At 72.5% G+C, this 18,352-nt stretch carries 12 protein-coding genes; 5 read left to right on the forward strand and 7 right to left on the reverse strand.

Features of this window, described 5'->3' with window-relative positions; genetic code table 11:
• Positions 1 to 314 precede the first annotated feature (314 nt).
• Positions 315 to 1,484 (forward strand): L,D-transpeptidase, encoded by a 1,170-nt coding sequence (locus OP04_RS35880; RefSeq protein WP_051799654.1) that lies wholly within the window; start codon positions 315 to 317, stop codon positions 1,482 to 1,484.
• Positions 1,485 to 1,558: 74 nt separating this feature from the next.
• Positions 1,559 to 3,001 (forward strand): sensor histidine kinase, encoded by a 1,443-nt coding sequence (locus OP04_RS35885; RefSeq protein WP_157240822.1) that lies wholly within the window; start codon positions 1,559 to 1,561, stop codon positions 2,999 to 3,001.
• On the opposite strand, the gene OP04_RS35890 is transcribed toward OP04_RS35885, so the two are convergent.
• Positions 2,996 to 4,381, reverse strand: coding sequence for a DUF2079 domain-containing protein (locus OP04_RS35890; protein ID WP_051799608.1), 1,386 nt, complete (start codon positions 4,379 to 4,381; stop codon positions 2,996 to 2,998). The genes OP04_RS35885 and OP04_RS35890 overlap by 6 nt on opposite strands.
• 70 nt (positions 4,382 to 4,451) lie before the next feature.
• Between OP04_RS35890 and OP04_RS35895 the strand changes: the two genes are divergently transcribed.
• Positions 4,452 to 5,129 carry a response regulator transcription factor gene (locus OP04_RS35895; RefSeq protein WP_033344404.1) on the forward strand — a complete coding sequence of 226 codons (678 nt, stop codon included), beginning with the start codon at positions 4,452 to 4,454 and terminating at the stop codon, positions 5,127 to 5,129.
• A 143-nt stretch (positions 5,130 to 5,272) separates the two neighbouring features.
• Complete coding sequence (locus OP04_RS35900) at positions 5,273 to 5,563, forward strand: antibiotic biosynthesis monooxygenase (RefSeq protein ID WP_033344405.1); 291 nt, start codon at positions 5,273 to 5,275, stop codon at positions 5,561 to 5,563.
• A 780-nt stretch (positions 5,564 to 6,343) separates the two neighbouring features.
• Here OP04_RS35900 and OP04_RS35905 read toward each other — a convergent pair.
• The 4 genes from OP04_RS35905 to OP04_RS35920 form a co-directional block, all read right to left on the reverse strand.
• On the reverse strand, positions 6,344 to 6,565 hold the full coding sequence (locus OP04_RS35905; RefSeq protein WP_033344406.1) for a hypothetical protein: 222 nt from the start codon (positions 6,563 to 6,565) through the stop codon (positions 6,344 to 6,346).
• Positions 6,566 to 6,627: 62 nt separating this feature from the next.
• Complete coding sequence (locus tag OP04_RS35910; RefSeq protein ID WP_232323868.1) at positions 6,628 to 7,632, reverse strand: serine hydrolase domain-containing protein; 1,005 nt, start codon at positions 7,630 to 7,632, stop codon at positions 6,628 to 6,630.
• A 277-nt stretch (positions 7,633 to 7,909) separates the two neighbouring features.
• The gene (locus OP04_RS35915; RefSeq protein WP_157240824.1) at positions 7,910 to 9,754 is read right to left on the reverse strand and encodes a lectin-like domain-containing protein; all 1,845 of its coding nucleotides are present in this window, start codon (positions 9,752 to 9,754) and stop codon (positions 7,910 to 7,912) included.
• Between the two features lie 101 nt (positions 9,755 to 9,855).
• Positions 9,856 to 10,923 carry a M20 family metallopeptidase gene (locus OP04_RS35920; RefSeq protein ID WP_051799610.1) on the reverse strand — a complete coding sequence of 356 codons (1,068 nt, stop codon included), beginning with the start codon at positions 10,921 to 10,923 and terminating at the stop codon, positions 9,856 to 9,858.
• A gap of 93 nt (positions 10,924 to 11,016) precedes the next feature.
• Between OP04_RS35920 and OP04_RS35925 the strand changes: the two genes are divergently transcribed.
• The gene (locus OP04_RS35925; RefSeq protein WP_033344408.1) at positions 11,017 to 11,778 is read left to right on the forward strand and encodes a GntR family transcriptional regulator; all 762 of its coding nucleotides are present in this window, start codon (positions 11,017 to 11,019) and stop codon (positions 11,776 to 11,778) included.
• Here the strand turns inward: OP04_RS35925 and OP04_RS54980 are convergent.
• Together OP04_RS54980 and OP04_RS35935 are read right to left on the reverse strand one after the other, a co-directional pair.
• Entirely contained in the window at positions 11,771 to 13,516 is a 1,746-nt protein-coding gene (locus tag OP04_RS54980; RefSeq protein ID WP_232323869.1) for a protein kinase domain-containing protein, read from the reverse strand. The genes OP04_RS35925 and OP04_RS54980 overlap by 8 nt on opposite strands.
• Positions 13,517 to 13,618: 102 nt before the next feature.
• The gene (locus tag OP04_RS35935) at positions 13,619 to 18,250 is read right to left on the reverse strand and encodes a diguanylate cyclase (protein ID WP_063746767.1); all 4,632 of its coding nucleotides are present in this window, start codon (positions 18,248 to 18,250) and stop codon (positions 13,619 to 13,621) included.
• Positions 18,251 to 18,352: the final 102 nt, after the last annotated feature.

Consider the following 18,352-nt stretch of genomic DNA (forward strand, 5'->3'; position numbering starts at 1 on the left):
TAACGGGTTAAGAAGGCGTTACGACAATCGGTTCGTCCTTTTGGCCGTGTGTGATCTCGCCAGGTCCGGGTACCGTTACGGACCTGGCGCGTGGTGCAAGCCTGCATCCCCGCCGCCCGAAGGGGCCCGGCCGTCTCCACGTCTCCTCTTGCGTCGAGGTGCAACCGGAACCCGCTGTACCACGTGTAACAGGCACAAGCGGCTTCGGGATCGAGACCTGGGGTTAGGGGACAATGCACGCTTCCGGATCAGGCCGGGCACATTGGGGTGTGCCCGGCTCACGCATACGCCGGCGCGCGTTCGGCGCGCTCATCATGGCCGGGGTCATAGGCTTCGGCAGCGCCTGCAGCGGCGGGGACGATTCGCCCGCCTGGCAGGACAACGGTGCGGGCGGCACGCCCAGCGCGCCGCCGGTCTCGGAGAGCCCGGTGCCGATCGGCGCCGCGCTCAAGAGCCCGGCCGAGGGTGCCAAGGACGTCCCGATCACCCAGGACATATCGTTCGACCTGGTCAACGCGGTCTCCGCGACGGTCAAGGTGACGAATGCGAAGGGTGAGGACATACCCGGCGAGCTGTCCCAGGACGGCAAGACGTGGCTTCCCAACAAGAAACTCGCCTACGACACCGCGTACACGGCGGTGTTCACCGGCACCGACGCGGCCGGCAAGACCGGCACGACCACCGGCACCTTCACCACGATGAAGACGCCGAAGAACCAGGTCCGCACCGTGAGCTTCATGGGCGAGGGCGCGGTCGTGGGCGTCGGCATGCCGATCATGATCTCCTTCAGCCAGGCCATCCCGGACAACTACCGGGCCGAGGTCGAGCGGCACCTGAGCGTCGTCTCCGACCCGCCGCAGGAGGGCACCTGGGGCTGGACGTCCGACGACGAGATCCAGTACCGGCCGAAGGAGTACTGGAAGGCCGGCACGAAGATCACGTACCGGGTCGACCACGCCGGGGTCAAGATGGGCAACGGCTGGTGGGGCAAGACGGACTACGACGTCAACGTCACGATCGGCTCGCAGCTGATCATGGAGGTTGACAACAAGACCAAGCACATGACCGTCATCAAGGACGGCCAGAAGGTCAAGGACTTCCGGGTCAGCCTCGGCCAGCCGAAGTACCCCTCGGTCAGCGGCACGATGCTGGTCATGGAGAAGCTCCGCAAGACGGTCTTCGACACGTACGGCCAGTTCAGCGACGACGACGCCTACCGCGTCGACGTGGAGTACGCGCAGCGCCTCACCTGGGGCGGCCAGTTCATCCACGCCGCACCCTGGTCCGACGCCTCCCAGGGCCGGGAGAACGTCTCGCACGGCTGCGTCAACGTCTCCCAGGACGCCGGCAAGTGGCTCTTCGAGCAGACCAAGCTCGGCGACCCGGTCGTGGTCAAGGGCACCGGCGTGCCGCTGGTCAACGGCGACGGCTGGACGGCCTGGAACCTCAGCTGGGACAAGTTCAAGGAGCTCAGCGCGCTCTGAGTCTGCGTGACGGCCCCCGCCCGGAACGATCGGGCGGGGGCCGCTTTCTGCGGCGGTGGCGCATGATGTGCCGCGTGAGGCTTCGATCGGTACGGGCACGATCCGCTGTCGCCGCGGCGGCCGCGGCAGCGGTGATGATGGTCTGCGGCGCCGTCTGGATGCGGCACGAGGTGCGGGAGCAGCGGCTCGACGCGGCCTGGAAGAGCGCACGCATGCAGGCCGACACGATGCGGGTCCTGGTCGACGGGTCCTGGAACAGGCTCGATCCCGCGCTGGAGGAGGTGCTCCTGTTCGGGCCGGTGCAGTCACCGCTCCCGCCTCCGGCGTTCTTCCCCGGCGTCACCTACGCGGTCGTCTCGGCCGAGGGCCAGCTGGTCGAGACGACCGGCGACCTGGAGCCGTTCCGGTCGGCCGGCCTGTCGCTTCCGACACCGCAGCTCCTCCACGCGGACATGTCGTCCGACGCGATGCGGGACGGGCCGACGGTCACGCTCGGCGAGGTGCCGGGCAGCCCGCTCTCCGGACGCCGGATGCGCACGGTGCGCGTCGACGTGAACATCCTCGGGTGGCGGTCGAAGTCGACCCCGCAACGTACCTTCGCGATCTACGTGTTCGCCACGCCGCTGGACGCCGAGGGAGCGGTGGCGGCCGTCGACCGGATCCTGCTGCCCGCCGTACCGATCGCCGTGCTGCTGGTGTCGATGGTCGCCTGGTACGCGACCCGGCGCGCGCTGCGGCCGGTCGAGGCGATCCGCGCGCGTACCGCCTCCGTGTCCGCGGAGAGCCCGAAGGAGCGGGTGACGGTTCCGGACACCGGGGACGAGATCGCCGCGCTCGCGGTCACCATCAACGAGACGCTGGCCCGGCTCGAGCACGCCGGCGAGATGCAGCGCCGCCTGATCGCGGACGCGGCCCACGAGCTGCGCAGCCCGCTGACGGTCCTGATCGCGGGCCTGGAGGTGGCGCTGGTCCATCCCGGCACCGCGGACTGGCAGGACACCGCCGGCACCGCGCTCGCCCAGGGGCGGCGGCTGCAGCGGCTGACCGAGGATCTGCTGCTCATGGCACGGATCGATGCGGGCCTCCGGCCGGGCGCGGAGGCGGAGACCGTCGTGGTCGGCGATCTCGCCCGCGCCGTCGCCGGGCCGGGCGTGCCGGTGCACGACGACGCGGGCGTGACCGCGCGGGTGGTCCGGGCTGACCTGGAACGCGCGCTGCGCAACCTGATCGAGAACGCGGTCCGGCACGCCACGTCCGCGGTGACCGTCACCGTGACCGGCGACGGCGAGACCGTGCGGGTGCTGGTCGCCGACGACGGGCCGGGCATCGCGCCGGAGGACCGGGAGCGCGTCTTCGCGCGTTTCACCCGGCTGGACGAGGCCCGCGGCCGGGAGCACGGCGGCAGCGGACTGGGCCTCGCCATCACGCGTCAGCTCGCGGGCCGGATGGGTGGCGACGTCCGCGTCGTCGACGGGCCCGGTCCGGGCGCGCACCTCCGGCTCACGCTCCCGTCATGATCTTTTCAGGAGCAGAAAACCCGCCTCCCGGTGTACGACCCGATAGCCGGCCCGCTCGGCCTCCGCCACACGCACACCGCGATCCCCGACCGAGAGCGGGAAGCCGCTGCCGCCCGTCAGGTCGACGGCGATCCAGTCCGGATACGGGCGGTTCGCCGGCAGACCGGCGAAGAGGAAGACCGTGGTCCGGCCGGTCAGCTGGGGTGCCAGGTTGTTCGACGCGGCCACGGTCGTACCGTCGGGAATGCGGTCGAGAAGACGGTGCGCCGCGGCAACCCGGGGATCCGCGCGCCAGGTGTATCCCCGGAACGGCTCGAAGAGCGGGAACTGGGGCAGCAGCAGCACGGCCACCACGACCACCGCGGTCAGCTCGACGCGTATCAGCCGGCCGGCGGGCCTGAGCGCGTCGACCAGCGCGGCGAAGACCACCGGCATCAGCACCGCGCTGTAGTGGAAGCCGGTCCCCCAGTAGTACGGATTGTCCGAGGCGAAACGCCAGGCCAGCGTGGGGACGGCCACCAGGATCAGCGGCGAGCGGACTGCGGCGAACCCGGTGATCGCCACCAGCATGAGCACCGTGCCGACCTTGGCGGGCGCCAGCAGCGTGTCCTTCACATACCGTCCCGGCGTGACCGGATCGGTCTGCCCGTCCACGATCATCCCGGTGTACGCGTAGGCGTCGTCCGGATTCAGGGCCGGCAGCAGCACCGTCACGATGAGCGCCATGCCCAGCAACCCGGCCGCCGCGACCCCCAGCCCGAGACGCCGCCCGCCGTAGCCGGCGATCAGCAGGCCGATCGCGGCGACCGTCAGCCCCATGTCCTCCTTCACCAGCAGCAGCGGCAACGCCCACAGCGCCGCCGCGGTCAGTCGCCGCCGGCCGAGCGCGGACAGGCTCATCGCCAGCATCGGCACCGCGAACGCGATCTCGTGGAAGTCGAAGCCGATCGCCTGCGCGATGCCCCACGACAGGCCGTACCCGGTGCCCACCGCGAGCGCGGCGCCCGTGCCCAGCGCCCGGCGCGCCCAGCCGGCCAGCGGCACCACCGCGACCGCCATCAGCGCGGCCTGCGCCACCAGCAGCGTGTAGACGCTCGGGAAGACCCGGTAGACCGGGGCGAGGAGCATCAGGATCGGCGAGAAGTGGTCGCCGAGCTGCGGATAGTCCGGCCCCTTGATGTCGGTGATACCCATCCGGCCCTCGGCGTACGAGCGGACGACCTGGTGGAAGATGCCCAGGTCGTACCCGGTCGTCTGCAGTTGCTGGTGCGCCCGGACCGCGGTGACGGTGTAGAGCGCGAAGAGCACGAACGCGAGGCCCCATTCCGTGGGCAGCGTCCGCTGCCGGAGCGTGGACGGCGCCTGTTGCGTGATGGTCATGACCCGCAACATGCGCCGGGCACGCTGACCCGACGCTGAAGCTTCCTGATGCTCCTGTCAGGATCGGCGGGTGCGCATCCTGGTGGTCGAGGACGAACGGGAGCTGGCCGACATCCTCCGTCGCGGGCTGACCGCGGAGGGTTACTCCGTCGACGTGGCCCACGACGGTCGGCAGGGCCTGGAGCAAGCCCGATTCGACGAGTACGCCGCGATCGTGCTGGACCTGATGCTCCCGCGGCTCAACGGTTTCCAGGTGTGCGCCACGCTCCGGCGCGAGGGCAACACCACGCCGATCCTGATCCTGACCGCCAAGGACGGCGACTACGACCAGATCGAGTCGCTGGACACCGGCGCGGACGACTACCTGGCGAAGCCGTTCTCGTACCCCGTGCTGGTGGCCCGGCTGCGCGCCCTCCTCCGCCGCGGCCCCGCCACGCTCGGCCGCGTGCTGACCGTCGGCGACCTGGCGATCGACTCCGTCGCCCGCACCTGCCACCGGGCCGGGACCGCCGTGGCGCTCACCCCGCGCGAATTCGGCATCCTGGAACTGCTGGCCCGCCAGCCCGGCGTCCCCCGCACCAAATCGGAGATCCTGCACCACGTGTGGCCCGACGTCGTCGAGGACCCGAACCTGGTCGAGGCCCGGATCAGCGCACTTCGCCGCAAGGTCGACGCCGCCTTCGGCCGGGCCTCGCTGCAGACGGTCCGCGGCATCGGCTACCGCCTGATCGACGACCGCCCGGCCTGAATTCAAAGGCAGAAATTCATTTTCCCGCTTCCGGCGGGCCGAGTTCCGCATGCTCCCGCGGGCACCGGTCGTCGCTGGCGCTCCTCCCTGCCGGATCCGTGGCCGCAAGGACACAACCCGGCTGGCCGCTGTCTTGACCGTTCATGACGACGATCGAGATGGCCAGATTCACGGTGCACGAGGGCGCGGAGGCGCAACTGCTCACGGAGCGCCCGGCGATGGTGGAGGCGCTGCACCGCCGCTTCCCCGCCTGCCTCGCCGCGTACCTGACCCGCGAGGACGACGGTGCCTGGCTGGACGTGATCCTCTGGCACAGCCGCGCCGAGGCAGAGGAGGCCGCCCGCCTGATCGACTCGGCGCCGGAGTGTGCCTCCTGGTTCCGGCACATCGCAGAGTCCGGCGGGTTGCGGCACGTGGAGGTGGTGGTCGCCTGAGCTTGGATGTCAGGCAAGCACGCTTTCCTGTCGCAATTCGCTCCCGCCCTACCTCCGCTCTTCCAGCGGCCGAAACACATTGATATCGCGGTCGTCTCCGCCCCACGCCTGGGCTCTGCTTGCCTGCGATTTCAAATACGTAACCGGCACAGCGTCGTAACTTACCGTGTTGCTGGTTCGTTCCCTGCGGGGATTTAACTTTCAGGAACAGCACACCCTTGGAGAAATATGTCGGAAACCACAACCTGGGAGTACGCACGTCTTATGCAGCTTGCCGATCCCGAGGGGCGGCTCTTCGGCGTGACGCTGGAGACGGCTCAAGGGAGCGAGACCCTCACGCCGACCTTCCGCCACGAGCCATGCGACCTTGAGTTCCTCGATGACCTTGGTAGGAAGGGCTGGGAGGCATTTGCATTTGAGCGGTTTCCCCACCCGCAAAGACAGCAAGGCACGGTTGGTCAGTATCACCTCAAACGGCGAACGCGAGGATAGTGCCAAACAAGCCTTGACAGATTGATTGCCGGCCGACCTCCGGGAGGCTCTCGGTCTGCCGGCGGTTTGCCGCTCTCGAGGGCATTGTGGAGACCGTCGGTCCAGAGCGGTCGCTTGCGGCCTGAATCGCCGTTGTGACAACCGTGCAGCGTAACGCGCCCTGTCGGCGCTGCTAGCGGACCAGTTTCGAAGTGCCCTGACAACGTATGAGAAATTCCTGCCCGTCGGGAAATGGGCGGCGAAAAGGGCGCGACCCGAGATTCGGGTCGCGCCCTGCTCCGAGCGGAGCTAGATCCGCTGGGTCTCGGTGGTGGCGGGGTGCAGCTCGGTCGTCGTCTCGCGGACGAAACGGCCGGTGCTGGCGCTGCGGTTGACCTCGCGCTCGTCGCGGGCGTCGTCGGAGTCGCCGCCGACGTGCTCGGTGACGGTGGTGTCGGGGGAGCGCTCGGCGGTGGTTTCCTTGACGAAACGGCCGCTGCGAGTGCTGCGGTTGATGTCGTATTCTGCCATCGTTATCAGCTCCTCGTATCTCCTCTTATGGCTACCCGGGAAGCACGATCCGAAACGGGTGTTCAGCGAACGAGGCCGGCGACCGCGTCGTGGACGTCCACGCGGTAGGGGTCGGGATCGGCCCAGTTCCAGTTCGGGTGGGCGCGGTTGGTCAGCAGCACGACCACGACGCGGCGCACCGGGTCGACCAGCAGGGACGTGCCGGTGAAGCCGGTGTGGCCGAACGTGCCGGGGGACGACAGCGCGCCCATGAACCACGGCTGGCCCATGACCACGCCGAGGCCGTAGGCGGCGGTCCGTCCCGCGTGCTCACCGGCCGCGACCGGCATGCCGGGGTTCGCGTCCGTGCGCATCCGGGCGACGATCTCCGCGGAGAGGATGCGCGTGCCGCGGTAGGTGCCGCCGTCCAGCAGCAGCTGGCCGATGACCGCGACGTCCGCGGCGGTGGCGAAGATGCCGGCGTGCCCGGCGACGCCGCCGAGCGCGTCGCAGATGTCGTCGTGGACCTGGCCGCGCAGCAGGCCGCGGGACGTCCGGGCGTCGGTGGCGGCGATGCGCGAGGGGTCGCGCACCCAGGTCAGCGGCAGGTAGCCGGTGTCGGAGAGGCCGAGCGGGCCGGTGACGTGCTCGCGCAGCGCCCGGTCGAGCGGGAGCCCGGTCTGCTTCTCGATCAGCCGGCCGAGCACCATCGGGCCGACGCCGGAGTAGCGGAACACGGTGCCGGGCGCGGCGGCCGGTGGCGTGCTCAGGAACCCGGCCGGCGTCGCGGGGGAGACCGGCAGCCCGCTGGTGTGGGTGAGCAGCATCGCCGCGGTGACGCCGGGCGCGGTGAACTGCGGAAGAAAACGCGACAGGGGTACGTCGAGGTCCAGTTTCCCCTGGTCGACGAGGCGCAGCGTCAGGATGGCGGTGTAGACCTTGGTGATCGACGCCAGGTCGAGGATCGAGTCGGCGCGCATCGCCTCGCGGTCCGCGGCCGGTAGTTCGACCGGGCCGGCGCGGTAGCGCAGCGCGTCACCGACCGTGGCCGACGCCAGCGGCAGGCCGTCCTGCCACGCGATCGCCACCGCTCCGGCGTACCCCGGATGCTGTGGATGTTCCGGGCTCGGCGAGAGGTGCCGGGTCAGGACGGAGTGGATGGCGGCGTCCGCGGCCGGCGACGACGCGGCGCGCGGTGCCGGAGTGGGTTCCCCCGGCGGCGAGGGCGAGGGGGCCGCGGGAGATGACGGTGTGCCCCACAGAGGCGGAGACGGCTCGGCGCAGCCGCTCAGTGCGAGAGCGGCTGCGCCGAGACCGGAGCTCAGGACGGTACGTCGCGTGACGGGCACGCCGACGATGATGGTCCTACTTGCCGGTGAACGTCCAGTTCGCGATCCAGTCGCGGGTGTCGGTCAGGTTGGTGTTGCCGGTGCCGGCGCCGAAGCCCGCGTAGACCTTCGCGCCGCCGAACTTCTTCGCCAGGTCGATGGTGTGGCTGAGCATCGGTGAGCCGGGCTTCGAGGTGCTCTGGCTCGCGTAGACGCTCAGCTTCTTCGCGCCGGCGTCGTAGTCGATCCACACGTTCGTGGGCGTGCCGACGCGCATGTCGAACTTCACGTCGGCCCAGGCCAGGTGCGTGCTGAGGTCGCCGTCGGGGAGGACCGCGATGTGCTGCTCCGAGTTCGGGTCGTTGTCGGCGCGCCACGTGTCGAACTCGACCGCGATGCTCGGGCCGATGCCGGAGTAGCCCATGCCGCCGCCGGTGCCGCCGATCGCGCCCGGTCCGGAGCTCTGCAGCAGGAACGCGTAGCCGTCGGTGGGCTGGGTGATGATGCCGGCGAACGAGGTGCTGAACGACCGCGACGGGTCGATGGTGGTGCCGGAGTAGGCGCTGCCGGCCTGGTTCAGCCCGGTGGTCAGGTTGAGCCGGCCGTTCGCGACCTTGGCGGAGCCGTTCAGCTTCAGCCCGTTCGCGCTGGTGAAGCTCGGGTAGCTGAATGTGACCAGGTCGGCGGGCTTCGGCGCGGCCGGTCCGGCGGATCCGGACGGGCTGCCGGCCGACGCGGGCGCGGAGCCCGGCGCGGACGCGGGCGCGGACGCCGGGGCCGAGGCGGGCGCGGAGCCGGACGGCTGCGCGGCCGGGCCGCCACCGATGCGGGTGTCGAGCCGGTAGTAGTCGGCGTAGTCGGCCGCGTTCTCCAGGAATGCGCGGGTCATCGCGTCCGGGATGCCGCCGGCGCGCCGGACCGTGTCCGGGCCGGAGTGGAACGCGGCGAGCGCCAGCAGGTACGGGTCGCCCTCGAAGCCGGCGAACTCGTCGGTCAGGCGGCAGAGCACGTCGCCGACCGCGGGGATGGCGACGTCCGCGTCCCAGGCGGAGGCGCCGGCCGGGCCGTAGGTCTCCCAGACGTCCGTGCGGAACTGGGCGATGCCCTCGCGCCCGGCGACGCCGAGCCGGCTCGGGTTGAACGCGGAGGCGGCCATCACCTCGCCGGCCACGGCCGCGGACGTGACCTCGGGGCAGTACTTCCCGGCGGCGGCGACCGGCGCCACGAACTCCGCGGGCAGCGGCACGGCCTCGGCGGCGGGCCCGGTCGCGACCGACTCCGCGGCCCCGGCCGTGCCGGCGGCGCCGAACTGGGGGAGCTTCTGGTAGTAGTCCGCGTAACCGGTCGCGTTGTCCACGTAGGTCTGGGCTTCCTCGGGTACGCCGCCGGCCGTCACCACGGCCTCCCGCCCGGACCGGAACGCGGCCAGCGACATCCGCCACGGGTCGCCGCCGACGCCGGACATCCGCAGCTCGCCGCTGAGGCCGCACATCTTGTGGGCCAGCGCGAGCACGACCGCGTTGGTGTCGGTGCGGGCCGCGTTCGGCCACGGCGCCCACTTCTTCCAGTCCTCGTCGTTCAGCCCGGCCAGGCCGGTGCCGCCGGACGCGGTGTCGGTGGCGGCGACGTTCAGCCCGGACTCGGCCATCAGCTGGCCGGCGAGGCGGGATGAGGAGAGCATCGGGCAGGAGTGCCCGGCGCTGAGCACGGCGGCGAGCTGACGGTCGTCGACCGTATGGCCGGTGAGGTCGTCGTTCGCCGCGAGCGCGACGCCCCAGCTGATCGTGGCCGCGGTCATCGTGACCACCGCGAGTCCGGTCAGAACGATGCCGGTGGCGCCGCGACCGACACCGGCAAGTTCTCGGAGGCTTATCTGAGGCACAGCGTCGCACCCTCTCTGAGGCCGAAATCCGCCACAGGAACGAGACGGAGGGCCGCCGAGTTCACGGCCGGACGGAAAAATCGCGGCGCCACTGTGGAGGGTCAGTCGTGGATCTCCGTGATCAGCGTGGCCAGCAGCGCGGCCCGGCCGGGCATGGCCGCGAGGTCGACCCATTCGCCCTCCGCGTGCGCGTTGCCGCCGACCGGGCCTAGGCCGTCCAGCGTGGGTACGCCGCGCGCGGCCGTGAGGTTGCCGTCGGACGCGCCGCCGACCGCCACGCCGGGCAGCGGGGCCTGGCCGAGCCGGGCCGCGGCGCGGTGGGCGAGCCGGTGCAGGCCGGCGGAGGTGGCCGGCGGCATCGGCGGGCGGGAGACGCCGCCGGTGACGGTCAGTGCGGCGCCGGGCAGCACCGGGCGCAGGCCGCGCAGCGCGGTCTCGACCCGGACGAACTCGGCCGGGTCGAAGCCGCGCATGTCGACGGTCAGCGACGCGCCGGCCGGGACCGTGTTGTCGCTGGTGCCGGCCTCGGCGAGGGTGGGCGTGACGGTGGTGTCGCCGAGCCCGAGCGCGGCGATCGCCAGCGTCTGGTGGGCCAGCTCGATCGCGGCGTTCACGCCGAGGTGCGGTTCGAGGCCGGCGTGCGCGGCGCGGCCGGTGACCTCCACCCGGTAGCGGCCGATGCCCTTGCGCGCGGTCTTCAGCGCGCCGCCGGTGGCGCTGGGCTCGCACACGAGCGCCGCGCGGGCTCCGGCCGCGGCGTCGTGGATGAGCTCGCGGGACGTGGTGGAGCCGATCTCCTCGTCCGCGTTGACGACAACGGTGATGCCGTCCAGCGCGGGCCGGGTGCCGAGCGCGTGGAAGAGCTGGACCAGCCCGGCCTTCATGTCGAAGCAGCCGGGCCCGGTGGCGCGGTCGCCGTCGATCGTGAACGGCCAGCGGTCGAGCGTGCCGAGCGGCCAGACCGTGTCGTGGTGGCCGAGGAGCAGGACCCTGGTGGGCCCGTGCCGCCAGATCAGGTGGTGGCCGTGCCGCTCCGGCGCGGCGCCGAGCAGCCGGGTGCCGAGCGCGGCGACGACGTGGGCGCTGGCGTCGAGCGCGCGGTCGTCGGTGGACGGAGACTCGACCGCGACCAGCGTGGCCAGGTCGTCGGTCATGGTGCGGGCGTCCATGGGTCCTCCAACGTTTGGATTGACTAGACAATATGATGTCGGCGGCAGAGCGGGCCCGTCAAGTACATTGTCTAGACGATCTGAAGGAGGAGCATGGAGCCCGCCTACCGGCGCATCGCCGCCGCGTACCGAGACAAGATCTCGTCCGGGGAGCTGGCCCCGGGCGAGCGGCTGCCGACCGAGCACGAGATCGGTGAGCAGTTCGGCGTCGTACGGCAGACCGTGCGTACCGGCCTGGGGGTGCTGGTCACCGAGGGCCTGATCGTGGCGCGGCGGCCGCACGGCTACTTCGTCCGCGAGTGGGAGCGGCTGATCTACCGGCCGCAGGAGAAGTCCCGGCCGATGCCGGCCCGCGCGACCATGGACCGGTTCTCGCAGCAGATCAGCGACGAGGGCCGGGTGCCCAGCATGAGCATCGACATCGCGCTGGTGCAGGCCACGCCGGACCTGGCGGAGCGGCTCCGCGTCGAGCCGGGCGCGACCGTCGTGATCCGCCGCCGGGTGCGGTTCATCAACGGCGAGCCGGTCAACATCAACGACTCGCACTTCCCGCTGGACCTGGTGAAGGACTCCGAGATCGTGTCGCCGTCCTACATCCCGCGCGGCACGGACCAGGTGCTCGCGGACCTCGGTCACAAGCAGGAGCGCGCGGTCGACGAGATCTTCGTACGCATGCCCACGCCGGACGAGATCCGCCGGCTCGGGCTCGGACCGGGCACGCCGGTCGCGGTGCACTACGACACCGGCTACACGGCCGACGACCGGCCGGTGGCGTGCACGGTCAACGTGCTCCCGGGCGACCGCCACCGCATCGTCTTCGAGCGGCGGTGGCGGGAGAACGAACCGCTCAGCTGATCGCCCACTGCTGCGCGCCGGTCGCGTTGCAGTCGTAGATCTGGATCGGCGTGCCGTTGTCCGTCTTCGCGCCGGTCACGTCCAGGCACTTGTTGGTCTGGAGGCTGATCAGCGAGGTGTCCGGCAGCAGCGCGAACGTCTGCGCCAGGCTGCCGTTGCAGGCCGCCACGTGCAGCTGACTGCCGAGGTTCGGGCTGTCGACCTGGACGCACTGGCCGAGCACCTGCAGCGCGCCGTTGCCGGGCAGCGTGAAGATCGTGCCGGGGGTGCCGTCGCAGTCCCAGATGTGGATCGGCGCGGCGGTGGCCGGGTCGCTGCCGGGCACCGCGAGGCACCGGCCGCTGACCGGGTTGACCAGCCGTCCCGCGGGCACGACCGGCGTCAGGTTGGTCGGCACCACCACCGCCCGGGAGGGCGTGGGCGACGCCTTGGTCCGCGACGGCGTCGGGGACGCCGCGGTCGGTGACGGCGTGGGCGAGCTGGTGGCCGTGGGCGCCGGTGCCGCGCTGATGGTCGGCGCATCCGAGATGATGTTGATTTCCGAGGGCGGGTTGAACACCCGCATGCCCAGGATGATCGCCAGGATCAGCACCAGGACCAGCGCGCCGACCAGCAGGTAGAGCGAGCCGTACTCACCGCGTGACCGCGCCGGGGGGTAGCCGCGCCCGGGGATCGGCAGGGACGAGCCCGGCGGGATCTCCACGGTCGGGCCGGCCGGCGCGCGCATCGCGGCCGGCAGCATGGTGGTCGGTCCCGCGTGGGCCGGCGCCGCATGCCGGGGCCGGGCCTGGGACAGCGCGCTGACCGGCACGGACTGGTGGTGGGGCGCGGACTGTGCCGCGTTGCCGCCGCTGACCGCGCCCCCGTCCGGGTTCGCCCAGGTGCCGGACGCCATGCCGGCCCCGGCGTGCGCGGGCGCGCCGGAGAGCGCGTGCCGCAGCAGTCGCTCCGCCTCGAACGCGTCGGCCCGGCGCGCGGGATCGCGGCGCAGCAGGCCCTCCAGCACCGGCAGCAGCGGCCCGGCCTTCTGCGGCATCGGCGGCAGCTCGGTGGCGAGCGCGGCCAGCGTGGCTATGGACGAGGGCCGGGTGTACGGCGCCCGCCCCTCCACGGCCGCGTAGAGCGAGGCGCCCAGCGACCACAGGTCCGCGGATGCGCCCACCGGACCGCCGATCGCCCGTTCCGGCGCGAGGTAGGCGGGGGAGCCCATCACCACGCCGGTGCGCGTCATGCCCGGATCGTCACCGGCCGTGGCCAGGCCGAAGTCGGTGAGCACTATTCGGCCGTCCGTGCCGAGCAGCACGTTCGCCGGCTTGATGTCGCGGTGCAGCACGCCGACCGCGTGGGCGGCCCGCAGCGCGCCCAGCACGCGCAGGCCGATCTCCGCGGCCCGGAGCGGCGTCACCGGCCCGGTCGTCGCGATCACCTTCTGCAGGGAGTCGGACTCGACGTACTCCATGACGATCCACGGCTCGTCGCCGGTGCGGAGCACGTCGAAGATGCGGACCACGTTGCTCTGGCTGACCTTGGCGATGGCCCGTGCCTCGCGCAGCGCGCGCTCGCGGAGCTCCTGCACCTCGTCGCCGGTCAGCCCGGCCGGCGGCACGATCTCCTTCAGCGCGACGTCGCGCTGAAGCATCTCGTCGCGTGCCAGCCAGACACGGCCCATGGCGCCCTGGCCGAGGGGGCGGAGGAGTCGATAGCGGCCGGCGATCTCGCGCTGCGGGGTGTCGGACACGAAGTGGACCGTACCCGGACGAAACCAGTGCGCCGCCACCTGGTTCGTCATCGTTCGCCTCACAGGCCCGCGACCGGCCCATACATCACTATCGGATCTTTGTCATTCGGAGGAGACCCGGTTACGGCCCGATCGCTTGGCGTCGTAGAGGTACTCGTCGGCGAGCTTCAGCAGCGTGTCGACCGACCCGTTCGGGCCGGGCAGACCGGCCGCGACGCCGATGCTCACGGTGACGATGCCGTGCGGTGACAGTGCATGCGGCTCGCGCAGCGCCTCGATCGCGGCGCGTACGCGTCCGGCTACCACAAGTGCGTCCGCGAGCGGCGTCTCGGGCAGGATGATGCAGAACTCCTCGCCGCCGTACCGGGCCACGTAGTCGGTGGAGCGCACGGTCGCGGCCACGGTCGCGGCGACGGTGGTCAGGCAGCGGTCCCCGCCCTGATGCCCGTAATGGTCGTTATATCCCTTGAAGTGGTCGATGTCGATCATGGCGACCGAGAGCGGATGCTTCGGCCGCGCGGCCCGCCGCCACTCCGCGTCCAGCAGCGTGTCCATCCGTCGCCGGTTCGTCAGCCCGGTCAGCGGGTCGGTGACCGCGAGCTGCTCCAGCCGGGCGTTCGCCTCCTCCAGCTCCCGCGTCCGGTCCGCGATCTTCGCCTCCAGCGACGCGTAGAGCTGCGCGTTCTCCAGCGACACCGCGAGCTGGCCGGTGACCAGGCGCACCGCGTCCAGCCGGTCCGCCGTGAACGCGTCGCGGCTGCTGCGGTTCTCCAGGATCAGCACCGCGATGTCCTCGCCGCGTGCCACCACCGGCATCGCCAGCAGCGCGCACCGGGCCACGCCGGCGAAGTAGGGGTCGCGCGCGAACCGGTCGTCACGCACCGCGTCGCCGCTGAGCACGGCCGTGCCGGTGCGCTGCACGTACCGGACCACGGACCGCGGGCCGGAGCCGGTCTCCGCCGCGACCAGCAACGCCACGCCGGTCGCGCCGGTCAGCGCGCGCAGCACCTCGCCGACGCGCTCGCGCAGCGCGCCGACCGTGGTCTCCGAGCTGAGCGTGCGGGCCGCGTCCAGCACGCCCAGCAGGTCGATGTCCAGGTTGTTCAGGCTGCCGGTGGGCGCGGTGCTGGTGCTGTGCGGCCGGTCCGGGTCGGCGCGGCGACCGCTCAGCCAGGGGTGCGCGGCCTCCAGCGCCCGGACCTTCGCGGTCGCGCCCCAGCCGTCGTAGGCGTCCCGGGCCAGGCCGAGCAGCCCGTTGCCGGCGTACTCGTTCCCCTGGGCCAGCTGGAACACGGCCGCGCGCTCCGCGATCACCGCGTAGTGCCACGGCCGCCGTCGCCGGCTCACCTCGCGCAGCGCGGTGTCGTAGCAGGCCGTGGCCGCCCACCGGTCACCGTCCCGCCGGGCCCGCTCCGCCGCGGCCAGCGCGGCCAGGTGCGAGAAGTTGCCGGGCGCGGCCGCGGCCCGCGCGTCCAGCCAGGCGGCGGCGCCGTCCGGGTCCACGCCGGTCAGCACGCACAGCACTCGGGTCGTGGTGCCCAGGTAGAAGCCCGGACTCCGGGGCAGGAGCTCCGCGGCCGCGGCGGTCGAGGCCCGCGCCGTAGCGTCGTCGCCGGCGATGAGCGCGGCGAGCCCGCGCAGCGCGTGCGCGGTGTGCGCGGCCGGCGGGTTCCTGTCGACCCGGGCCAGATGCGCGGCCTCGTCGAAGTCGTCGTCGGGCTCGCCACGCATGACGCACCCGAAATGCCGGAAAGCGCCCTGGATCAGCCCTGCCTGGGCGTGGCCGGTGTACCGCGCGTACCGGATCGCGCCCGCGACCTGCTCGTCCAGCACCCCGATCGTGCCGCTGTCCAGTACGTAGGCGGCCAGGCCGCTGCACGCCAGACCGGCCTGGGTGGTGGCGCCGTCGCGGACCAGGCCGGCGAACGCGGTCCGGGCCACCGGGAGCACGTCCTCCAGCCGCTCGTACCAGTGACCGGCCCACGCGACGAAGGCGAACTGCAGCTCCGCGGTGGCCTGCGCCCAGCCGCGCCGCTCCGCCTCGGCCAGCAGGTACCGGACGATCCGGTAGCCGAGCCGGTAGTCGTCGCGCGCGGCGATCAGCGCGAACGCGCTCGCGGCGACCGGTGAGGCCAGCCGCGCCGCCGGGCCGTCCGTGACCCACAGCCGGTGCGCGGTCGTCTGCAGCCAGGCCATCATCTCCGGGCCGGCCACCACCGCGTTCGGCATCAGAGAGTTGATCAGCTTGGCGCGCGCCTGGTGCGCGCGGTCCCGGTTCTCCGGGCGCGGATCGCCGGCCTCGGTTAGCGCCTCCGCCCACGCGGACACCTGCTCCATGCGCGCGTCGGACGGCGAGTGCACCACCGGCAGCCCGATCCGGCCGAGCAGGTCGCTGCCGAGCTCCAGCGCGTCCGTGAACCGGGTCCGCCTGTTCAGCGAGCTGATCTGCATGCACGCGCTCGGCACCCGGCCGATCGGATCCGGGCAGTGGATCTCGATGTACCGGTACTCCTGGTCACCCTCGTCCAGCCGTCCCAGCCGGCAGAGCGCGGCGTGCCGGTGGGCGTGCAGCGTCAGCAGCGCTGCCGGGTCCGTGCCGTCCGACACCGCGATGGCCGCGCTCAGGTACCGCTCGGACCGTTCCGGGTCGAGGATCTGGGTCGTCTCCGCCGCCTCCGCGAACAGCGGCCCGGCCAGAGCCCGGTCGGCCGGATCGGCCGGCGGCCCGGACGCGAGGAACAGGTCCGCCGCGACCTCGCGATGCGCCGGCGACGCCGCCAGTCGCCGCGCGAGCGCCCGCCGGGCCGCGTCCACGTCCGCCCGCAGCGCCTCCTGGACGCGTTCGTGCCCGGTCCGCACGGTCTCCCCGGCGAACGCCGCCAGACCGTCGTCCAGCGCGGGCGTGAGCGCCTCCAGGGCGGCCCCGGCGGGCCGCCCGCACGCGTCGCCCAGCAGTTCCGGGGTTGCCTGCCCGCCCAGGCAGGAGAGCACGGTCAGCATGTCGCGCGCGGTCTCCGGCAGCGCGGCGATCCGGGCCGCCAGCCGCTCGCCCGCGTCACCCTCGCCGAGATGACGGCGCAGCGCGTCCGCGTCCCACGTCCAGCCGTCCGTGCGGACCCGTAGCGCCCCGGTCGTGCGGAGCTCGTTGAGCAGCGCCAGCACGTCCGCGGGATGCCCTCCGGTCCGGGCGTGCACGGCCGCGGCGAGCCCGGCCGCGTCCGCCACCGGCGCGCGCAGCACGTCCGTGATCAGTTTCGTGACCGCGTCCACGGTCAGCCCGCCGAGTCGCAGGTGCAGCGCCGCCCCGGCCGCCCCGGTCAGCACCGCCGCGGTCTCCCGGTGCGTGACGACCACGGTCAGCCCCGGGATCGGGCCCTCCGCGACGATCGCCTCGACCGCTCGGGCCGCCGTCTGCGGCGCCAGGTGAAAATCATCGAGCGCCAGCACCAGCGGGTACGCCTGTGAGCTGACCACCCGCAGCATGGTGACCGCGGACTGCGTCAGCCGGCTCTCCATCTGCTCCGGGTCCATCGCCTCCGCCGGCGCGCCGGGCGGGACGCCGAGCGCGGCGCCGAAGTCCGGCACCACGCGTGCGGCCAGCGCCGCGTTCTCGCCCAGCACCTCGTGCAGCCGGTGGCGCATCTCGCGCAGCGTCGCCTCCGGCTCGGCGAGCAGCAACCGGCCCAGCGCCCCGAACGCGACCGACAGCCCGTCCTCGCCCGGCCCCAGCCGCCGCGGGTCGAACCGGCCGGTCAGGAAGTGCGCGCCGCACTCCTCGGCCAGCGACCGGCCCTCGGCCAGCAGGCTGGAGCGGCCGATACCGGGCGGGCCGCCGATCGTCACCAGCGCGGTGTCATCACTCATCGCCGTGCGCAGCGCCTCGATCTCCGCGGCGCGGCCGACCGGGCGCGCCGGCGCGGTCAGCCGCGCCGGGAAGTCCCGCTCGCCGAGCACGAAGCCGGGCGTGAGCGCGTGCGACAGGTCGTGCGCCAGGCCCTCCGCGCTCTGGTACCGCCGGTCCGGCTCCTTCTCCAGCAGCCGCATCACGATCGAGGACAGTCCGGCCGGCACGCCCGTGCGCAGCACGGATGGCTCCTCAGGCACCGCCACCAGGATGTCGTGCACCAGCCGCAGCGGGTCCTCGTCCCGGAACGGCGGCCCGCCGGTCAGCGCCGCGTAGACGGTCGCGCCCAGCCCGTAGAGGTCCGCGCGCTGGTCCACGCCCCGACCGGTACGCCCGGTCTGTTCCGGTGCCACGTAGGCGAGCGTGCCGATCAGCCGTCCCGCGTCCGGGCCCTCCACCTGCGCGGTCGCCAGCCCGAAGTCGATCAGCGTCGGCGCGCCGTCCGGGCCGAGCAGCACGTTCGCGGGCGTGATGTCTCGATGCAGGATGCCGCGCCGGTGCAACCCGGTCAGCGAGTCGGCCAGCCCGCGCGCGAGCAGGAGCGCCGCGTCCGAGGACAGCGGGCCGTCGGTGAGCGCGACCGCGAGCGTGCGACCGCCGGTGACGTCGCCGATCAGCGCCACCACGTCGTCCTCGTCCCGGCCGGTCGCGAGCCGGGGGACGCCGGGCAGCCCGGCCGCGCGCTCCAGCATCGCGCGCTCGTGCCGGGCCCGGTCCTCCGCCTGCGGCCCGCGCAGCCGCTTGAGCACGATCGGGACCGCGCCGTCCGTGCGGCGCCACGTCACGAGGGTGCGCTCGCTCTCGTAGAGCACCTCGTCGACCGGGACCATCACGGCAGCGCCTCCAGGGACGTCGTCGTCCGGCGTGCGGAAAAACACCCGTCACGCACCCATTCGGCACCCTGACGGCCGTCTTCAGCTTTTCGCCTCGCG

The organism is Catenuloplanes japonicus, assembly GCF_000717135.1.
Taxonomy (GTDB): domain Bacteria; phylum Actinomycetota; class Actinomycetes; order Mycobacteriales; family Micromonosporaceae; genus Catenuloplanes; species Catenuloplanes japonicus.

Excerpts from the sequence above, each read along its gene's own strand:
- OP04_RS35935 (WP_063746767.1), bottom strand. The coding sequence starts at position 18,250 with ATGGTCCCGGTCGACGAGGTGCTCTACGAGAGCGAGCGCACCCTCGTG.
- OP04_RS35920 (WP_051799610.1), bottom strand. The coding sequence starts at position 10,923 with ATGGACGCCCGCACCATGACCGACGACCTGGCCACGCTGGTCGCGGTC.
- OP04_RS35905 (WP_033344406.1), bottom strand. The coding sequence starts at position 6,565 with ATGGCAGAATACGACATCAACCGCAGCACTCGCAGCGGCCGTTTCGTC.
- OP04_RS35890 (WP_051799608.1), bottom strand. The coding sequence starts at position 4,381 with ATGACCATCACGCAACAGGCGCCGTCCACGCTCCGGCAGCGGACGCTG.
- OP04_RS35925 (WP_033344408.1), top strand. The coding sequence starts at position 11,017 with ATGGAGCCCGCCTACCGGCGCATCGCCGCCGCGTACCGAGACAAGATC.
- OP04_RS35900 (WP_033344405.1), top strand. The coding sequence starts at position 5,273 with ATGACGACGATCGAGATGGCCAGATTCACGGTGCACGAGGGCGCGGAG.
- OP04_RS35880 (WP_051799654.1), top strand. The coding sequence starts at position 315 with ATGGCCGGGGTCATAGGCTTCGGCAGCGCCTGCAGCGGCGGGGACGAT.